Origin of the sequence: Microbacterium sp. HA-8, from assembly GCF_046111165.1 — a bacterium.
Lineage (GTDB): Bacteria > Actinomycetota > Actinomycetes > Actinomycetales > Microbacteriaceae > Microbacterium.
In genome coordinates this window covers 2523100-2539578 of sequence record NZ_CP162025.1, presented here as the reverse complement: position 1 = coordinate 2539578, position 16479 = coordinate 2523100, and the positions used below count along the sequence as shown (strand labels likewise).

The following is a 16479-nucleotide window of genomic DNA, read 5'->3' as shown; positions in this document are numbered from 1 at the left end:
GCGCCTCGCGCGGCGAGCAGTCGCGCCAACGTACCGTCGGGGATCTTCCGCACGTGGCCGCGACCGGCGCGAGGCACCCCGAGGGAATCGAGTGCGCGATGCACTGTGGGAAGACTCACGCCCAGTTCACGAGCCAGACCCGGAGAGGTGGTGTCCATATCGTTATTCTACCGTCGGTGTACCGGTCACGAACAAGACGATCCCTTCTCGGGTTTCTCACGTGCGGAAACGACTGAGCCCCGGCCCAACCGGTCTCAATCAAGAGATTCCAGGAGGAACCGGGGCTCAGGGAGTCTATGAGAACTCCGGGGCGTATCTCGCTCTCGCGAGATACGCAGTGCTACGTGTAGCTACGCAGTCCTACGCATTCGTCCCTGTTGACTCACACGCCGAAGTACAGCTCGTACTCGAACGGGTGCGGGCGCGCCGCGATCGGCTTGATCTCGTTCTCGATCTTGTACTCGATCCACGTCTCGATCAGCTCGGGCGTGAAGACGCCGCCGGCGAGAAGGAACTCGTTGTCGGCGCGCAGCGCCTCGAGCGAGTCGAGCAGCGAGTTCGGCACCTGCGGGATGTTCTTCGCCTCCTCGGGGGGAAGCTCGTACAGGTCCTTGTCGACCGGCTCGTGCGGCTCGATGCGGTTCTTGATGCCGTCGAGGCCCGCCATCATCTGCGCCGCGAAGGCGAGGTACGGGTTTCCTGAGGCGTCGGGCGCGCGGAACTCGATGCGCTTGGCCTTGGGGTTCGAGCCCGTGATGGGGATGCGGATGGCCGCCGAGCGGTTACCGGCCGAGTAGACCAGGTTGACCGGAGCCTCGTAGCCCTTGACCAGGCGCTTGTAGGAGTTCAGCGTCGGGTTGGTGAAGGCGAGGACGGCGGGCGCGTGGGCCAGGAGTCCGCCGATGTACCAGCGGGCGATGTCGGAGAGGCCGCCGTAGCCGGCCTCGTCGTAGAACAGCGGCTTGCCGTCGAGCCACAGCGACTGGTGCGTGTGCATGCCCGAGCCGTTGTCGCCGAAGAGCGGCTTGGGCATGAAGGTCGCAACCTTGCCCCACTGCTCGGAGGTGTTCTTGACGATGTACTTGAACTTCAGGATGTCATCGGCCGAGTGCACCATCGTGTCGAAGCGATAGTTGATCTCCTGCTGGCCACCCGTGCCGACCTCGTGGTGCGAGCGCTCGAGCACGAAGCCCGACTCGATGAGCTTGAGTGTGATGTCGTCGCGCAGGTCGGCGGTCTTGTCGACGGGGCTGACGGGGAAGTAGCCACCCTTGTACGGCGTCTTGTTGCCGAGGTTGCCGCCCTCTTCGACGCGGCCGCTGTTCCAGGCGCCCTCCTCGGAGTCGACGGAGTAGAAGCTGGAGTTCTGCTTCACTTCGTAACGCACGTCGTCGAAGATGTAGAACTCGGCCTCGGGGGCGAAGAACGCGGTGTCGGCGATGCCCGTGGAGGCCAGGTACTTCTCCGCCTTCTTGGCGACCTGACGCGGGTCCTTGTGGTAGATCTCGCCCGTGCGCGGGTTGTAGATGTCGAAGATCATGATGAGCGTCTTCGCCTCACGGAACGGGTCGAGGTAGGCCGTCGACACGTCCGGGATCAGCTGCATGTCGGACTCGTGGATGTTCGCGAAACCCCGGATGGAGGAACCGTCGAACAGCTGACCGACCGTGAAGAACTCCTCGTCGACGGTCGAGGCCGGGATGTTGAAGTGCTGCTGCACACCAGGAAGATCCGTGAATCGGATGTCGAGGAACTTGACGTCCTCATCCTTGATGAACTTCAGCACCTCGGATGAATCACTGAACATGGAGTCTCCAGAGGTAGGGCATTCGGGAACTGCCGCCCGCGTGTGCGGGCTTCCCTGGAAACCTATCGACGGGGCGTTGCCCGGCAGTGACGCCTATGTTTCCGGCATGTTACGCGCCGCTGTATACGCTGGCGTGGTGACGTCGATCGAACCCGCTGATTTTCCCGGCCGCAGACTGGGTCTCCCGCGTACCGGTGCGGGCTCGGTCGCCCGGCTGGGCAGACGTGTCGGTGCGCTGTTCATCGACTACGGCGCGGCGTATCTGATCTCCGGTTTCTTCGCCTTCGACCCGCTCGCGATCCTCGCGATCTTCGGACTGATCCAGATCGCCTTCCTGCCCACGCTGCAGGGGAGCCCCGGGCACCGCATCTTCGGGTTGCGCCTCGAGCGCGTCGGCGGCGGATGGGTGGGGCTGTGGCGTCCCATCCTGCGTACGGCGCTGCTGATCGTCGTGATCCCGGCGGTCATCTGGGACGCGGACCAGCGCGGCCTGCACGACAAGGCGGCCGGGACGGTGCTCGTCAGGTCCTGACGGACTCAGCGCGGACGGGGCGCGCGCACCTTCGTCGGATCGATCCCCTTCGGGATCGGAAGGGAGTTCAGGCCCTGCGAGATCGAGTCGACGCGCTTGATGACGGCGCCGATCGTGGCCTTGTCGAGCTTCTTCGGCAGCGACTTGATCGTCTTGGCGAGGTCTTTGATGGGCACCTCTCCGTCACCGTGTCCGATGTAGAAGACGTGCACGGGAACGCCATGGGCCACCCGGGTGACTTTGGAGCGCTCGTCGCCGACGAGGCGGGAGAGACGCCCCTTGGCGCCCTCGCCGATGATCACGACGCCGCCGCGCCCGATGACCCGGTAGACGGCATCCTGCGTCTTGGGGTTCACGCCCACCGGCATCTCGGAGGCGGTCCAGCCACGACCGAGGAATGTGGAGATGACGTGTCCGACCGCTCCGGGCATGCCGTCGAGCTTGACGTACATCGCCCTGGTGGACAGGCGTGTCATCGTCATCAGCGAGATGAGCACGCCCGCGAGCAGGCCGGTGATCCCCCAGAGCAGCACGGTCCACCACTGCACCGGCTGGATCAGGAAGCCCAGAAGGATGCCGAGGCCGATCGCGACGACGAGGATGCCGATCAGCAGCCAGGGCAGAAAGCGGAACTCCTGCTGGGTGAAGGAGTAGAGGCTTCGGATCTGAGAGAAGAATCCCGGGCGCTTCTCGGGCGCCGTGCTGCGTGCTGCCATGACATCCAGCCTACCTTCGCCGCGCACCGCAGATCGGCCCGAGTCCGCGCCGTCGGCTCCTCCCCAGCGGGGGTGAGGCGGCTGTCGTCCTCCACGCACAGCCGGTTCAATCGATCGACGCGGAGGTACTGAGACGCTGGCGACGTGGATCACGACCGCGTAGCCGCCCCCTCGCCCTCGCCGGTCTTCGCCGGCGCCTACCGACCCGTGCGCTCGCTCGTGCCTCCGGAGACACCCTTCCCGGCGGTCTTGGCCCGAGAAGGAGAACAGGCGGTGCTCCTCGTCGACATCCAGGTCATGCCCGCGTGGCGCGGAGCGGACGACAACGTCCATGTGCTGGCCGCGCGAGACATCGCCAGGCGCCCGGACGGTCACGATGCGGTGCTGCCGTGGTGCGTCGAATCGATCACCGCGTTCCTCTCCCGGCGTGCTGCGGGCGCGGCACCGTTGAGCGCCGGCGAGATAGTGACGCTCGCCGCCAGCCTCCTGCGCGGCTGGGATCATGCCCGCCGTACGCCCGAGCGCGGGGCGGCCTGGTGGCTCACCGACGAGGGCATGCCGGTTCTGGTCTGGGATGCCGTCGGCTCGGCGCCCGCGATCGAGGCGACCACATCCGTGCTGAGAGAGATCGCGCACACCTGCGACCTCGACACGGGTGCGGCCGTGGTCGAGCGGCTCGCCTCCGCGATCGCGGAGGGCGCGGACGTGGCGCCTCTCGAGCCCGCTGTCTTCGCCCTCGGGCAGGCCAGGGCCCTCGACCGCGAACAGCTCACCCCGCGCCGCGTGACGGGCCTCCGGCCGCGCGGTGACGCCACGGCCCCCGTCGTCGAGGACGCCGCGCCCGCCGGGTTTGCAGGACTGGTCCGGCGGATGCTGCGCCGACATGTGGACGAGGGACTCGGCGATCTGATGTCGGATGCCGTCGACCGCACGCGGCGGCGGGGGAGCGAACTCGTCGCGCGCAGGCGCATGCCGTGGATCGTCGCGGCGGCCACCGCCGCCGCCGTCGTCGTGGCGGGCGGCCTGTTGTGGCCTGTGCCCACCGATCCCGCCGAGTCCGCAGACCGTGGATCGCTCGAGACGACCTCGCCGCGCTCGGACCCGGTTCCCGGCCCTTCGAGCGCTCCGATGGACCCTGATGGTGCGACCGCCGTGTCCGAGCCCGCGGGGCCGACCGGTCTTGCAGAGGCGGCGCAGGACCCCGTCGCCGCTCTCGACGGCCTGCTTCGTGAGCGCGCCGACTGCACCCGAGCAGGTGATGCGCAGGAGTGCTTCGAGGGCGTCTTCGAGCAGCCCGCGCAGACCCTGTTGCCGGCCGGTGCCGTGGACCTCGCCCCCGACGCCCGCGCGATCGAGCTGCTCGACGACCTCGGCGGCGTCGCCGTGCTGCGAATTCGAGACCTCGCCGAGACGATGCCGGCCCAGCTCGTCGTGCTCGTGATCCGCGACGGCGGCTGGCGCATCCGAGACGTGACCGAGACCCAGCGTCTCCCGTGAGGGCGAGACACATGCGCGGACGCCGAAGGCGCGGCCTCCCCTGAGGGATGACCGCGCCTTCGTGAGGAGATGTCAGATCCCGAGCGATGCGGCGAAGTCCGCGGCCTCTAGACGCGTCTTCACCGCGCTGAGGAAGCGCGCGGCGTCGGCACCGTCGATGATGCGGTGGTCGTACGAGAGCGCCAGGTAGACGTAGGAGCGGACTCCGATGGCCTCGACGCCGTCGACCTTCACCACACCCGGCTTCTTGACGACCACGCCCGTGCCGAGGATCGCGGACTGCGGCAGGAACACCACGGGGGTGTCGAAGAGCGCGCCGCGCGAACCGGTGTTGGTCAGCGTGAACGTTCCACCCGAGAGCTCATCGGGCTTGAGCTTGTTGTTGCGCGTACGGCCGGCGAGGTCGGCGATCTCGTGCGCGATCTCCGCGAGGTTCTTCGAGGCCGCGTCGCGCAGCACGGGCGTGAGCAGGCCGCGCTCCGTGTCGACCGCGATCGAGAGGTTCTCGCTCGCGGGGTAGACGATGTCCGTGCCGTCGACGGTGGCGTTCACGACCGGGTAGGCCTGAAGAGCCTCAGCCGCGGCCAGCGCGAAGAAAGGCAGGAACGAGAGCTTGTCGCCGGTCTTGTCGAGGAACTCGGCCTTCACACTGTCGCGGTACGCGGCGAGGCGGGTCACATCCACCTCGATCACGGTGGTCAGCTGCGCGGTCGCCTGCATCGATGCGACGGCGCGCTCGGCGAGTACCTTGCGCAGACGCGACATGGGCTGTGTCGTGCCGCGCAGCGGCGACACCTCGAGCTTCGGCGCGGCGGGGGCGGCCGGCGTCTCGGCAGCGGGTGCGGGTGCGGATGCTGCGGCCGCGGCCTGGAGCACGTCCTCCTTACGGATACGTCCTCCGACACCGGTTCCCTTCACGGTCGCGAGGTCGACGCCCTGTGCGGCCGCGAGGCGACGGACCAGCGGCGTGACGTACGAGCGCTCGTCGTCGCCCTCCGCGGCGGGTGCGGGTGCGGGCGCCGCCGGCTCGGAGGGAGCGGACGCCGCGGGGGCCGCCGCGGCCGGAGCGGGCTCCGGCTCGGGGGCCTTCTCGCTCGTCTCGGCGGCAGGGACGTCTTCGTCGACGGGCTTCTCGGTCGAGGGCGCCTCGGGCTCCTCGACGGGCTCTGCGGGCTCGGCGGCCTTGGCGGGCGCACCGCTGCCGATCTTGGCGAGGACCGCGCCGACGGCGACGGTCTCGTCCTCGCCCACGACGATCTCCTGCAGCGTGCCGGCGACGGGGGAGGGGATCTCGGTGTCGACCTTGTCTGTGGAGATCTCGAGCAGCGGCTCGTCGACGGCGACGTCGTCGCCCACCTGCTTGAGCCAGCGGGTGACCGTTCCCTCGGTCACGCTCTCGCCGAGCTCGGGAAGAACGACCGATGTGGCATCATCCGAGGCCGCGGCGGGAGCGGCGGCTGCGGGCTCGGCCGCGGGTGCCTCGGGCTCGGGAGCCGGCGGCTCGGCGGCTGCGGGCTGCTCTGCCTCTGCGGGAGCCTCGTCCGACGGCTGCTCCGCCTCCGCCGGGGCGGGAGCATCGCCCGAAGCTGCGCTTCCGTCGCCGATGGTGGCGAGGATGCCGCCGACCTCGACGACCTCGTCCTCCTGGACGAGGATCTCCTCGAGGATTCCCGAGACGGGCGCGGGGATCTCGGTGTCGACCTTGTCGGTCGAGATCTCGAGCAGGCCTTCGTCGGCGGTGACCTCGTCGCCCACCTGCTTGAGCCAGCGGGTGACCGTTCCCTCGGTGACGCTCTCACCGAGCGCGGGGAGGACGACGGATGTGCTCATGACGGTGTCTCCTTCAGGACGATGCTGTGTTCTAGCTTACTGACGCGCATTCGGTGCGCGCCTACAGGGCGTGCAGGGGCTTGCCGGCGAGGGCGAGGAACGCCTCACCCAGCGCTTCGCTCTGCGTGGGGTGTGCGTGGACGTAGGGTGCGATGTCGTCGGGATGGGCCTCCCACCCGACGATCAGCTGGGCCTCGGCGATGAGTTCGCCGACGCGTGCACCGAGAAGATGCACTCCGACGACGGGGCCGTCGACCTCGCGCACCACCCGGACCAGGCCGGCGGTTCCGAGGATCTCGCTGCGGCCGTTGCCGGCGAGGTTGTAGTCCTGGACGACGACGGCGGCCTCGCCCAGCTGCGTGATCGCCTGCGCCTTCGTCAGCCCCACGGAGGCGACTTCCGGGTCGCTGTAGGTGACCCTCGGGATGTGGTGGTCGGGGACCGGGCTGGGGGTGCGTCCCGCGAGGCGCTCGGCGACCGCGATGCCGTGTGCGAAGCCGCGATGGGCGAGCTGGACCCCGCGGACGATGTCGCCGACGGCCCACACGCCGGTGACGGTGGTCGCGAGGTTCTCGTCGACGCGCACGAATCCGTCGTCGAGCTCGACTCCCGTCTCCGCGTAGCCCATCTCCTCCGTCACCGGTCGCCGTCCGACGGCGACCAGCAGGTAGTCGGCGTCGATCGACGTGCCGTCCTCCAGCACGACCTCGACGCTGTCGTCGCTCTGGGTGGCGGACGACAGGCGCGCACCGAGCTTCATCTCGATGCCGCGCTTGCGGAAGGCTCGCTCGAGGCCCTTGCTGAGGACGTCGTCTTCGCCCGGCACCAGGTGAGGCAGGGCCTCGACGATCGTCACATGCGCACCGAAGGAGCGCCAGAGGCTCGCGAACTCCACGCCGATCACTCCGCCGCCGAGCACGATGACACGCCGCGGGATCTCGCCGAGCTCGAGCGCCTGTTCGCTCATCAGGATGCGGCCACCCGGCTCGAGGCCGGGAAGCGTGCGGGAGGCTGACCCCGTTGCCAGGACGACGTTCGCGCCGCGGTAGAGATCGTGGCCGACGCGCACGGCCGGACCGGGTTCGAGGACGCCACGGCCGTGCACGACCGTGATCTTCCGCGTCGCAAGCAGTCCCTGCAGGCCCTTGTACTTCTTGGCGACGATTCCCTCTCGATACGCGCGCAGCCGCTCGGCGTCGACGCCGTCCAGGCGTGCGTCGAGTCCGAGATGCGCGGCACCGCGAACGGAATCCGCGACCTCGGCCGCGTGGAGCAGCGCCTTCGTCGGTATGCACCCGCGGTGCAGACACGTCCCGCCCACCTTGTCGGCCTCGATCAGAACGACGGTGGAGCCGAGTTCCGCCGCCCGGATGGCGGCGGCGTAGCCGCCGCTGCCACCCCCGAGGACGACAAGATCGACCGTGTGCTCGGCCATCAGCGGCTGCGCTCGCCCTCGAGCAGGGCGAGGAGGGACCGCACGGTCGCTCCGGTCGGGCCCTTGTCCGTGGCGCCGAAGGGCGCGCCCTTGTTCATGCCGACGCCCGCGATGTCGAGGTGCACCCACGGGATGCGCGCAGCATCCGCCGTGTCATCGACACGACCCACGAAGTGCTGGAGGAACAGACCCGCGAACAGCGAGCCGCCGGCGGGGTCGCCGATCTTGGCGTTCACGAGGTCGGCGATGGGGGAGTCGAGGTCGTCTCGCATGTGGGCCGGCAGCGGCAGATGCCAGGCGAGCTCGCCGGCGCGGGTCGCGGCCTCGAGGTATTCCCGCACCGCCTCGCCCTCGCCCATGACACCCGCGTGGCGCGTGCCGAGGGCCACCGTGATCGCTCCGGTCAGCGTCGCGACGTCGACGATCAGATCGGGATGCTCGCGCGAGGCGGCGACGAGCCCGTCGGCCAACACGAGCCGCCCCTCGGCATCCGTGTTGAGCACCTCGATCGTCGTACCGTCGAGAGCCGTCAGCACATCACCCGGCCGGGTCGCGCGGCCCGAGGGCATGTTGTCGGCGATGCAGAGGAAGGACGTCACCCGCACGGGGAGGCGAAGCTGCGCCGCGGCGCGCACGACGGCCAGCGCGACGGCGGCGCCGCACATGTCGTACTTCATGCCGACCATCGATCCGGCGGGCTTGAGCGAGAGCCCGCCCGTGTCGAACGTGATGCCCTTGCCGACGACGGCGACATGACGTGTCGCGGTGGCGGGTGAGTAGTCCAGGCGCACGAGCCGGGGCGGTCGATCCGACCCGCGTCCCACGCCCAGGATGCCGCCGTAGCCGCCGTCGGCGAGGTCCTGCTCGTCGAGCACGGTCACCTCGACGGGCAGGTCGCGCACGGCGGTGACGGCTTCGTCGGCGAGGTCCTGCGGGCCGAGCCGGTCGGCGGGCGTCGACACGAGATCCTTCACCAGCGCGACGGCGTCGACGACCGACTGCACCGCCGCGACATCGTCGTCCGCGACATCGTCATCGGACACGACGCGCACCGTCGAGGCGCGGCGCTTGCCGCCGTCCTTCTTGTACGACGCGAATGTATAGGCGCCGAGCCCCGCGCCCTCGGCGATCGCACGCCACGCGCCCGAGGGCGCCGCCGGCGCGTTCACCACGACCGCCTCGACGCCTCCCAGCGCACGCAGGCCGACGCCCGCGGCGTCGCGATAGGCGGCGGCATCCCTCCCGGGACCGACCCCCGCCACGGCGACCGTCGCGCCATCGAACGGAACACGGGAGAAAGACCCCGCGGCGCCGGCGAACTCCACGGCCCGCAGTGCGTCGAAAAGGCCGGCCCAGGCTTCGAGAGCCTTCTCATCGAGCGGCGAGGGGATCAGGAGGAGCAGCTGCGCGTCAGCCTCGATCTCGGGTGCGGAACCAGTGCTGTGCGAGAGCTGAGGCGTCGGCATATGGACCATCCTAGGTCGGGCGTGCGCCCGGCGGCGGGGAGCACGCGCCGAGCGCCCGACGTGTTCGCTGTCAGCGCGCGTCATGTCCGAGCCACCGCGCCGGGTGCCTCGTAGAGTGGGGGGATGCCCTCGTTCGGACCCCTCTACGCGCATGCGGACGACGCGCCGGATGTGCCTGCGGGCCTGCCCCTCGTGATCGCCTTGACCGGCTTCACCGACGCGGGCAGCGCGGTCTCCCAAGTGATCGACGTGCTGCGGGAGTCGATGGAGACCTCCGCCGTGATCGCCTTCTCGAACGACGCGCTCCTGGACTACCGGGCGCGGCGACCCGTGATCTCCTTCGACCAGGACCATCTGACCGATTACCGCCCGCCGCGGTTGGAGCTGGCGCTCGCCCACGATGCCATGGGCAAGGCGTTCCTCACCCTCACGGGCTACGAGCCCGACTTCGGCTGGGACGCCTTCGCCGCGGCCGTCCTCGATCTGGCTGATCGGTACTCCGTGTCGTCGGTGACCTGGGTGCACGCGATCGCGATGCCCGTTCCCCACACTCGGCCGATCGGCACCACGGTGAGCGGCACCCGTGCCGAGCTGATCTCCGCCCACTCCGTGTGGCAGCCGCACACCCAGGTGCCGGCGACGGCGGGCCATCTTCTGGAGCTCCGCTTCTCCGAGCACGACACGCCCGTGGCGAGCTTCGTCCTGCTCATCCCGCACTATCTGGCCGACGCCGAGTATCCGGCGGCGGCGATCACCGCGCTCGAGAGCATCACCATCGCGACGGGGCTTGCTCTGCCCTCCGAGGATCTTCGCGAGGCGAACCTCGATTTCCTGTCCAAGGTCGAGGAGCAGATCGGTGCGAGTGACGAGCTGGCGACGATGCTCGAGAACCTCGAGTCGCGCTACGACCAGTACATGGCGGGGTCGCCGCTGCGCGCGGCGTCGTTCGGCGAGGTCGAGCTGCCGAGCGCCGACGAACTCGCGGCGGAGCTGGAGCGATTCCTCGCGTCCCGCCCCGCGGGCGACGACGACAAGCACACCGGACTCTCCTGACGCGAACCGGGGAATGCCCAGTCGACGGGCCGCGTTGACAACGGCAGTCCCGCAGGTGTCGGCAGCCGGCATCCAGTGTGCGATAATGGACAATCCGACCCGTTGTCAAGGGTGAATGCTCTGCCCAGGACTTGACAAGGGTCTTACTCGTGTCCGAAACCGACCGGACGCCCCCCGACTCAGGGACCGAGGGGCGGCGGTGAAAGGCGAATTGTGACTCCTTCCCGGACCACCACCGAAGACGTCGTCGACGAGGCGACCGTGACCGCGGCGAAGCCCGCGACGAAGACGGCGGCGAAGAAGCCCGCCGCGAAGGCCAAGGCCCCCGCCGCGAAGAAGGCGGCGCCTGCGAAGGCCAGCAAGAAGACCTCGGCTTCAGGGGACGACGAGGACGTCGACCCCGACGAGGCGATCGAAGAGGTCGAGGAGACCGACGACTCCGCCGACGATGACACGTCGGAGGAGTCCGCGTCGGGCGAGAAGAAGGCCTCGGACGACGATTCGGGCGACGACGACGACGAGGACGCACCCAAGAAGCCGGTGAGTGAGCCGCTCCCCACGGGCGCGATCGTGATCTCGTCGAGCGACGAGGACGACGTTCCCGTCTACTCCACCACGATCACCGGCGCGACGGCCGACCCCGTCAAGGACTACCTGAAGCAGATCGGCAAGGTTCCGCTGCTGAACGCGGCCGAAGAAGTCGAACTCGCGATGCGCATCGAGGCCGGCCTGTTCGCCGAGGAGAAGCTCTCGCACCTCTCCGACGCCGAGAAGCGCACGCAGCTCGGGCGCGACCTGACGTGGGTGGCCAAGGACGGTCAGCGCGCCAAGTCCCACCTGCTCGGCGCGAACCTGCGGCTGGTCGTCTCGCTGGCAAAGCGCTACACCGGCCGCGGCATGCAGTTCCTGGACCTGATCCAGGAGGGCAACCTCGGCCTGATCCGCGCGGTCGAGAAGTTCGACTACACCAAGGGCTTCAAATTCTCGACGTACGCCACGTGGTGGATACGTCAGGCCATCACCCGAGCCATGGCCGACCAGGCCCGCACGATCCGCATCCCCGTGCACATGGTCGAGGTCATCAACAAGCTCGCGCGCGTCCAGCGCCAGATGCTTCAGGATCTCGGTCGCGAGCCCACTCCCGAGGAGCTCAGCCGCGAACTCGACATGACCCCCGAGAAGGTCATCGAGGTGCAGAAGTACGGCCGTGAGCCGATCTCGCTGCACACCCCCCTCGGCGAGGACGGCGACAGCGAATTCGGCGACCTCATCGAAGACACCGAGGCTGTCGTGCCGGCGGACGCCGTCGGCTTCACGATGCTGCAGCGTCAGCTCGAGTCGCTCCTTGACTCGCTCAGCGAGCGCGAGGCGGGTGTCATCCGCATGCGCTTCGGTCTGGGCGATGGCATGCCGAAGACGCTCGACCAGATCGGCGACACGTTCGGGGTGACCCGCGAGCGGATCCGTCAGATCGAGTCGAAGACGATGGCCAAGCTCCGGCATCCGTCGCGGTCTCAGTCGCTGCGCGACTACCTGGAGTAAGCCGGGATGGCAGGCGCGATCGCGGGCGCCGTCGGCCGGGTACGCGACGCCGTGGGCGTGGCCGCCGGCCGGGGTGTGCAGTGGGCGCTGCGCGTGCGCGGCGGCAAGGGGTCCGGCGCGCCCGGGCTGGTGACCAACCGGATCAGCCCCGGTCTGCTGCCGCGCGTCCTCGGCTCGTTCCCCGAGGGGGTCGTCGTCATCAGCGGCACGGCCGGCAAGTCCACGACCACGAAGATGGTCGCGGCTCTGCTGCGCGCGCACGGGCTGCGCGTGTTCACGAACTCGTCGACGGCGAACCTGCCCCAGGGCATCACCTCGGCCGTGCTCGATGAGGGCGACTGGGCCGGGCGGGTGCATGCTGATATCGCCGTCCTCGAGATGGACGAGGCATTCGGTGCGAAGATCGCCGGGATGTACACGGCCAGGGTCGTGACCCTCACCAACATCAACCTCGACGACATTGCGCGGTTCGAGTCCTACGAGCGGGTGATCCGCCTGTTGAGCACCGTCGCCGGACGCGCCACGCAGGCGGTCGTGCTCAACGCCGACGACGCCTCGCTGTCGCGGGTGGCGCGCGCCGTCGAGGCCGGCGAGCGGGGCGTCGCCGTCCACCGATTCGGCGTCGCCGGGACGGTGATGGATGCGCAGCCCTACGGGCTCGGCTATGTGCGCACCGAGCCGGAGCGGATGCCGGCGAGCGACGGGACGCTGGTCCTCTCGGTGTCGGGGCGAGATGCCGAGATCACGCGCGGTGGCGCGTCGATGCCGGTCACCCTCCCCGCACGCGGCGTTCATTTCGCGGTGGACGCGGCGGCGGCCATCGAGACGGCGCACGCCGTCTTCGGCGATGCGTTCGACGCGGCGCTCTCGGCCCGCACACTCTCGACCCTCGAGCCCGTGTTCGGGCGGGGCGAGACGGTCGAGATCGCCGGCCAGCGCATCGAGTGCCTGCTCGTGCAGAACACCGCCAGCTTCCAGCTCAACATCGACGCGATCGGTCCCGCGCGGGAGCGCGTGTTCCTCGGAGTGTGCGACGCCGAAGAAGACACCTCCTGGCTGTGGACGGTGCACACGGAGGCCCTGGGTCACGTCGACATCGTCGGCGGGCCGAAGGCCGACGCGATGGCCAATCGCCTCGCGTACGACGGCGTGCCCTTCGGAACGGTCGACACCGACCTGATTCGGGCCTTCGAGGCGTTCCTCGCTCTGCCGGCTCCCTCCGAAGGAGACAAGACCGTCGTGTTCACCTCACGCAGCATGCGCCGCATCCGCGGGCACTACGGGCTCACGAGCGCCGAGGTGCGGGCGAAGGCGGGCGCGCGATGAGCGGGTTCGTCGTCGCGTCACTCGTACCGCGCCTGCTGGATATCCACGGCGATGCGCAGAACGCGCAGGTGCTGGCCGCCCGCGCCCGCTGGCGGGGTGTCGATGCCACCGTGGTCGACGTCGAGACATCCGCGGATGCTGCGGCGCAGCATCCGGACGCCATCACGATCGGGGCGGGGTTCGACGCCGACGCAGCCGAGATCCTCGCTGCGTTGCGATCGTTCGAGGGCGAGCTTTCGGGATGGGTCGCCGCGGGGGTGCCGCTGGTCGCCGTCGGTCTGGGCTGGGAGCTGCTGAGCGCGTCGGTCGAGCTCGCACCGGGGGAGCACACCCCGGGGCTCGGCGTGTTCCCCGGACGGGCCGTCGCGTCGGAGCGGCGCGTGGGAACCGTGGCCGTGGACTCCGCCTTCGGCCGCCTCGTGGGCTACGAGTACCACCTGCGCGACTATGTGCGCTCGGGCGCCGAGCAGCCGCTGGGCGTCGTTGTCTCCGGCATCGGCAACCTCGTGGCGGGCGGCCGGGAGGACGGCGCCGTCATCGGCGCCTGTGTCGGCACGGGCATCCGCGGGCCGGTGCTGGCGCGCAACCCGCGCCTCGCGGACGAGGTGCTGTTGCGCGCCTTCGCCCGACGTGGCATCGGTGCCGGTGAGGTCGATCCTCGCCAGAGCCGTGCGGATGCGCATGCCGAGACCGCGAACCGCATCGTGCTCGAGAACATGCGAATCGGCCGCAACGCCTGAGCGTCACGGCCGATTCGGGGCGGATCGAAGGATCCGCGGAGTATGGGGTCAGCCCGCCTCGATGAGGCGCGCCGTCTCGTCGTGCCACGACGTGGCGACACTGCGCAGCTTGTCTTCGTACTTGCGCCCGTGGTGTGCGCAGAAGAGCAGTTCGCTGCCGTTGACTTCAGCGGCGATGTAGGCCTGCGCACCGCACGAGTCGCAGCGGTCGGCAGCGCTGAGGCGGTAGGTGATCTCGTGTTCGGTGGGAGTCGTAAGCGTGGTCATCTCGGTGCCTCCTCGGATCGCTGGTCGGGTGCGACATCGTCCCATAGAACCACGGGTTTGTTACGGCCAGGCCGCGATTCGGTGACATTTCGCTCAGCGCGTACGCCGGGCGACGCCGGCCGTGTGTCGGGTCAGGCAGTCGAGGCCGCGCTTGTACGCTGGGAGATTGTGACGTCCGAGTACTCAGCCCACCACCTCCAGGTACTCGAGGGGCTCGAAGCCGTGCGCAAACGGCCGGGCATGTACATCGGCTCGAACGGCTCGCCGGGTCTGATGCACTGCCTCTGGGAGATCATCGACAACGCTGTCGACGAGGCTCTCGCGGGCAACGGCTCCGAGATCGACGTCATCCTGCACGCCGACGGCAGCGTCGAGGTGCGTGACCGGGGCCGAGGCATCCCGGTGGATGTCGAACCCCGGACCGGACTGTCGGGGGTCGAGGTCGTCTTCACCAAGCTGCACGCCGGCGGAAAGTTCGGCGGAGGATCGTACGCGGCATCCGGCGGTCTGCACGGGGTCGGGGCATCCGTCGTGAACGCCCTGTCGGAGCGTCTCGACGTCGAGGTGGATCGCGGCGGCAAGACGTGGGCGATGTCGTTTCACCGCGGCGAGCCGGGCAGGTTCGCCGACGACGGTGAGCCCGGCCCCTCCGCCGCCTTCACTCCGTTCGAGGACCGCAGCGAACTGCGCGTCGTGGGCAAGGCCGCACGCGGCGTGACCGGCACGCGCATCCGCTACTGGGCGGATCGCCAGATCTTCACCAAGGACGCCGCCTTCCAGCTCGATGAGCTCGAGACGCGCGCACGCCAGACGGCCTTCCTCGTGCCGGGCCTGCGGATCGTCGTCCGTGACGAACGCGGCGACGAGACCGTCGAGACGGTCTACCAGTACGAGGGCGGCATCTCGGAGTTCGCCGAGTTCCTCGCCGCCGACGCGCCGATCACGGACACATGGCGGCTGCAGGGCGTCGGGACGTTCACCGAGACGGTTCCCGTCCTGCAGGCCACGGGAGCCATGGTCGCCACCGAGGTCGAGCGCGAATGCACGGTCGACATCGCCGTGAGGTGGGGCACGGGGTACGAGACGATCACGAGGTCGTTCGTCAACATCATCGCCACGCCCAAGGGCGGCACGCACCAGCAGGGCTTCGAACAGGAGGTCCTGAAGGTCCTGCGAACGCAGGTGGAGCAGAACGCGCGGCGCCTGAAAGTCGGCAACGACAAGCTCGACAAGGACGACGCACTGGCGGGCATGACCGCGGTGCTCACCGTGAGCCTGCCCGAGCCGCAGTTCGAGGGGCAGACCAAGGAGGTGCTCGGCACCCCCGCCGTGCGCCAGATCGTCGCCCAGGTGGTGCGCAAAGAGCTGGGTGCCCGGTTCGCCTCGACCAAGCGCGACGACAAGAACCAGACGTCACTGCTGCTCGACAAGGTCGTCGCCGAGATGAAGGCGCGGCTCTCGGCCCGCGCGCACAAAGAGACCCAGCGGCGCAAGAACGCCCTCGAGTCCTCCTCGCTGCCCGCCAAGCTCGTGGACTGCCGCTCCAGCGACGTCGCCGAATCCGAGCTCTTCATCGTCGAGGGCGATTCGGCACTCGGCACGGCGAAGCTTGCACGCAACAGCGAGTATCAGGCGCTGCTGCCCATCCGAGGCAAGATCCTGAACGTCCAGAAGGCGTCGATCAGCGACATGCTCAGCAACGCCGAGTGCGCGTCGATCATCCAGGTGATCGGGGCGGGCTCGGGTCGCTCCTTCGAACTGCCCCAGGCCCGATACGGCAAGGTGATCCTGATGAGCGACGCCGACGTCGACGGCGCCCACATCCGCACGCTCCTGCTCACGCTGTTCTTCCGCTACATGCGACCGCTCATCGAGGACGGCAGGGTGTTCGCGGCGGTTCCACCCCTGCATCGCGTCATCATCCGGCATCCCGGATCGAAGCCGAACGAGACGGTCTACACGTACAGCGAGAAGGAGCTGCAGGCGCTGCTGACGAAGCTGCAGAAGTCCGGGCGCACCTGGCACGAGCCGATTCAGCGGTACAAGGGCCTCGGCGAGATGGACGCCGATCAGCTCGCGACGACGACCATGGATCGCTCGGGCCGGATGCTGCGCCGCGTACGGCTCGAGGATGCCGAGAACGCGGGGCGTGTGTTCGAGCTTCTGATGGGCAACGAGGTCGCGCCCCGCCGCGAGTTCATCGTCGACTCATCCGCCCGCCTCGAGCGCGAGCGCATCGACGCCTGACGCGGAAGCGGGGGGCGCGCG

General features: G+C 69.2%; 13 protein-coding genes. 7 read left to right on the top strand and 6 right to left on the bottom strand.

Translation table 11 applies throughout. The annotated features are described in order from the left end of the window. Positions 1 to 382: 382 nt before the first annotated feature. Positions 383 to 1807, bottom strand: a complete 1425-nt coding sequence (gene glnA / locus AB2L57_RS12130; RefSeq protein WP_409047200.1) for a type I glutamate--ammonia ligase — start codon at positions 1805 to 1807, stop codon at positions 383 to 385. A 136-nt stretch (positions 1808 to 1943) separates the two neighbouring features. Here glnA and AB2L57_RS12125 point away from each other — a divergent pair, with 136 nt between their 5' ends. Further along, positions 1944 to 2339, top strand: coding sequence for an RDD family protein (locus AB2L57_RS12125; RefSeq protein WP_292813689.1), 396 nt, complete (start codon positions 1944 to 1946; stop codon positions 2337 to 2339). 5 nt (positions 2340 to 2344) lie between these two features. Here the strand turns inward: AB2L57_RS12125 and AB2L57_RS12120 are convergent, their stop codons facing one another. After that, entirely contained in the window at positions 2345 to 3055 is a 711-nt protein-coding gene (locus tag AB2L57_RS12120; protein ID WP_292813687.1) for a DUF4191 domain-containing protein, read from the bottom strand. Between the two features lie 144 nt (positions 3056 to 3199). On the opposite strand from AB2L57_RS12120, the gene AB2L57_RS12115 reads away from it, so the two are divergent. Next, the gene (locus AB2L57_RS12115; RefSeq protein WP_409047199.1) at positions 3200 to 4552 is read left to right on the top strand and encodes a hypothetical protein; all 1353 of its coding nucleotides are present in this window, start codon (positions 3200 to 3202) and stop codon (positions 4550 to 4552) included. Positions 4553 to 4624: 72 nt separating this feature from the next. On the opposite strand, the gene sucB is transcribed toward AB2L57_RS12115, so the two are convergent. The 3 genes from sucB to AB2L57_RS12100 form a co-directional block, all read right to left on the bottom strand. Next, positions 4625 to 6382 carry a 2-oxoglutarate dehydrogenase, E2 component, dihydrolipoamide succinyltransferase gene (sucB, locus tag AB2L57_RS12110; RefSeq protein ID WP_409047198.1) on the bottom strand — a complete coding sequence of 586 codons (1758 nt, stop codon included), beginning with the start codon at positions 6380 to 6382 and terminating at the stop codon, positions 4625 to 4627. 61 nt (positions 6383 to 6443) lie between these two features. Further along, a complete protein-coding gene (gene lpdA / locus AB2L57_RS12105) occupies positions 6444 to 7817 on the bottom strand; it encodes a dihydrolipoyl dehydrogenase (RefSeq protein ID WP_409047197.1) in 1374 nt (457 codons plus the stop codon). Further along, positions 7817 to 9283 carry a leucyl aminopeptidase gene (locus AB2L57_RS12100; protein WP_409047196.1) on the bottom strand — a complete coding sequence of 489 codons (1467 nt, stop codon included), beginning with the start codon at positions 9281 to 9283 and terminating at the stop codon, positions 7817 to 7819. The genes lpdA and AB2L57_RS12100 overlap by 1 nt, the downstream gene beginning before the upstream one ends. A 123-nt stretch (positions 9284 to 9406) precedes the next feature. Between AB2L57_RS12100 and AB2L57_RS12095 the strand changes: the two genes are divergently transcribed. From AB2L57_RS12095 to AB2L57_RS12080, 4 genes are all read left to right on the top strand, one after another. Next, on the top strand, positions 9407 to 10336 hold the full coding sequence (locus tag AB2L57_RS12095; RefSeq protein ID WP_292813673.1) for a proteasome assembly chaperone family protein: 930 nt from the start codon (positions 9407 to 9409) through the stop codon (positions 10334 to 10336). 213 nt (positions 10337 to 10549) lie between these two features. Continuing rightward, positions 10550 to 11878: an RNA polymerase sigma factor gene (locus AB2L57_RS12090; RefSeq protein ID WP_409047195.1), complete on the top strand. Its 1329-nt coding sequence runs from the start codon at positions 10550 to 10552 to the stop codon at positions 11876 to 11878. Positions 11879 to 11884: 6 nt separating this feature from the next. Next, on the top strand, positions 11885 to 13204 hold the full coding sequence (locus tag AB2L57_RS12085; protein WP_409047194.1) for a MurT ligase domain-containing protein: 1320 nt from the start codon (positions 11885 to 11887) through the stop codon (positions 13202 to 13204). After that, on the top strand, positions 13201 to 13944 hold the full coding sequence (locus AB2L57_RS12080; RefSeq protein ID WP_292813666.1) for a hypothetical protein: 744 nt from the start codon (positions 13201 to 13203) through the stop codon (positions 13942 to 13944). The genes AB2L57_RS12085 and AB2L57_RS12080 overlap by 4 nt, the downstream gene beginning before the upstream one ends. Before the next feature lie 48 nt (positions 13945 to 13992). Here AB2L57_RS12080 and AB2L57_RS12075 read toward each other — a convergent pair whose 3' ends face one another. After that, entirely contained in the window at positions 13993 to 14211 is a 219-nt protein-coding gene (locus tag AB2L57_RS12075) for a hypothetical protein (RefSeq protein ID WP_409047193.1), read from the bottom strand. A 168-nt stretch (positions 14212 to 14379) separates the two neighbouring features. Here AB2L57_RS12075 and AB2L57_RS12070 point away from each other — a divergent pair, with 168 nt between their 5' ends. Beyond that, positions 14380 to 16458, top strand: a complete 2079-nt coding sequence (locus AB2L57_RS12070; protein WP_409047192.1) for a type IIA DNA topoisomerase subunit B — start codon at positions 14380 to 14382, stop codon at positions 16456 to 16458. The last annotated feature ends 21 nt before the right edge of the window (positions 16459 to 16479 follow it).

What these genes read in the sequence shown, in the direction of transcription:
- glnA (WP_409047200.1), bottom strand. Translation starts at nt 1,807, where the DNA reads ATGTTCAGTGATTCATCCGAGGTGCTGAAGTTCATCAAGGATGAGGAC.
- AB2L57_RS12120 (WP_292813687.1), bottom strand. Translation starts at nt 3,055, where the DNA reads ATGGCAGCACGCAGCACGGCGCCCGAGAAGCGCCCGGGATTCTTCTCT.
- sucB (WP_409047198.1), bottom strand. Translation starts at nt 6,382, where the DNA reads ATGAGCACATCCGTCGTCCTCCCCGCGCTCGGTGAGAGCGTCACCGAG.
- lpdA (WP_409047197.1), bottom strand. Translation starts at nt 7,817, where the DNA reads ATGGCCGAGCACACGGTCGATCTTGTCGTCCTCGGGGGTGGCAGCGGC.
- AB2L57_RS12100 (WP_409047196.1), bottom strand. Translation starts at nt 9,283, where the DNA reads ATGCCGACGCCTCAGCTCTCGCACAGCACTGGTTCCGCACCCGAGATC.
- AB2L57_RS12095 (WP_292813673.1), top strand. Translation starts at nt 9,407, where the DNA reads ATGCCCTCGTTCGGACCCCTCTACGCGCATGCGGACGACGCGCCGGAT.
- AB2L57_RS12085 (WP_409047194.1), top strand. Translation starts at nt 11,885, where the DNA reads ATGGCAGGCGCGATCGCGGGCGCCGTCGGCCGGGTACGCGACGCCGTG.
- AB2L57_RS12080 (WP_292813666.1), top strand. Translation starts at nt 13,201, where the DNA reads ATGAGCGGGTTCGTCGTCGCGTCACTCGTACCGCGCCTGCTGGATATC.
- AB2L57_RS12075 (WP_409047193.1), bottom strand. Translation starts at nt 14,211, where the DNA reads ATGACCACGCTTACGACTCCCACCGAACACGAGATCACCTACCGCCTC.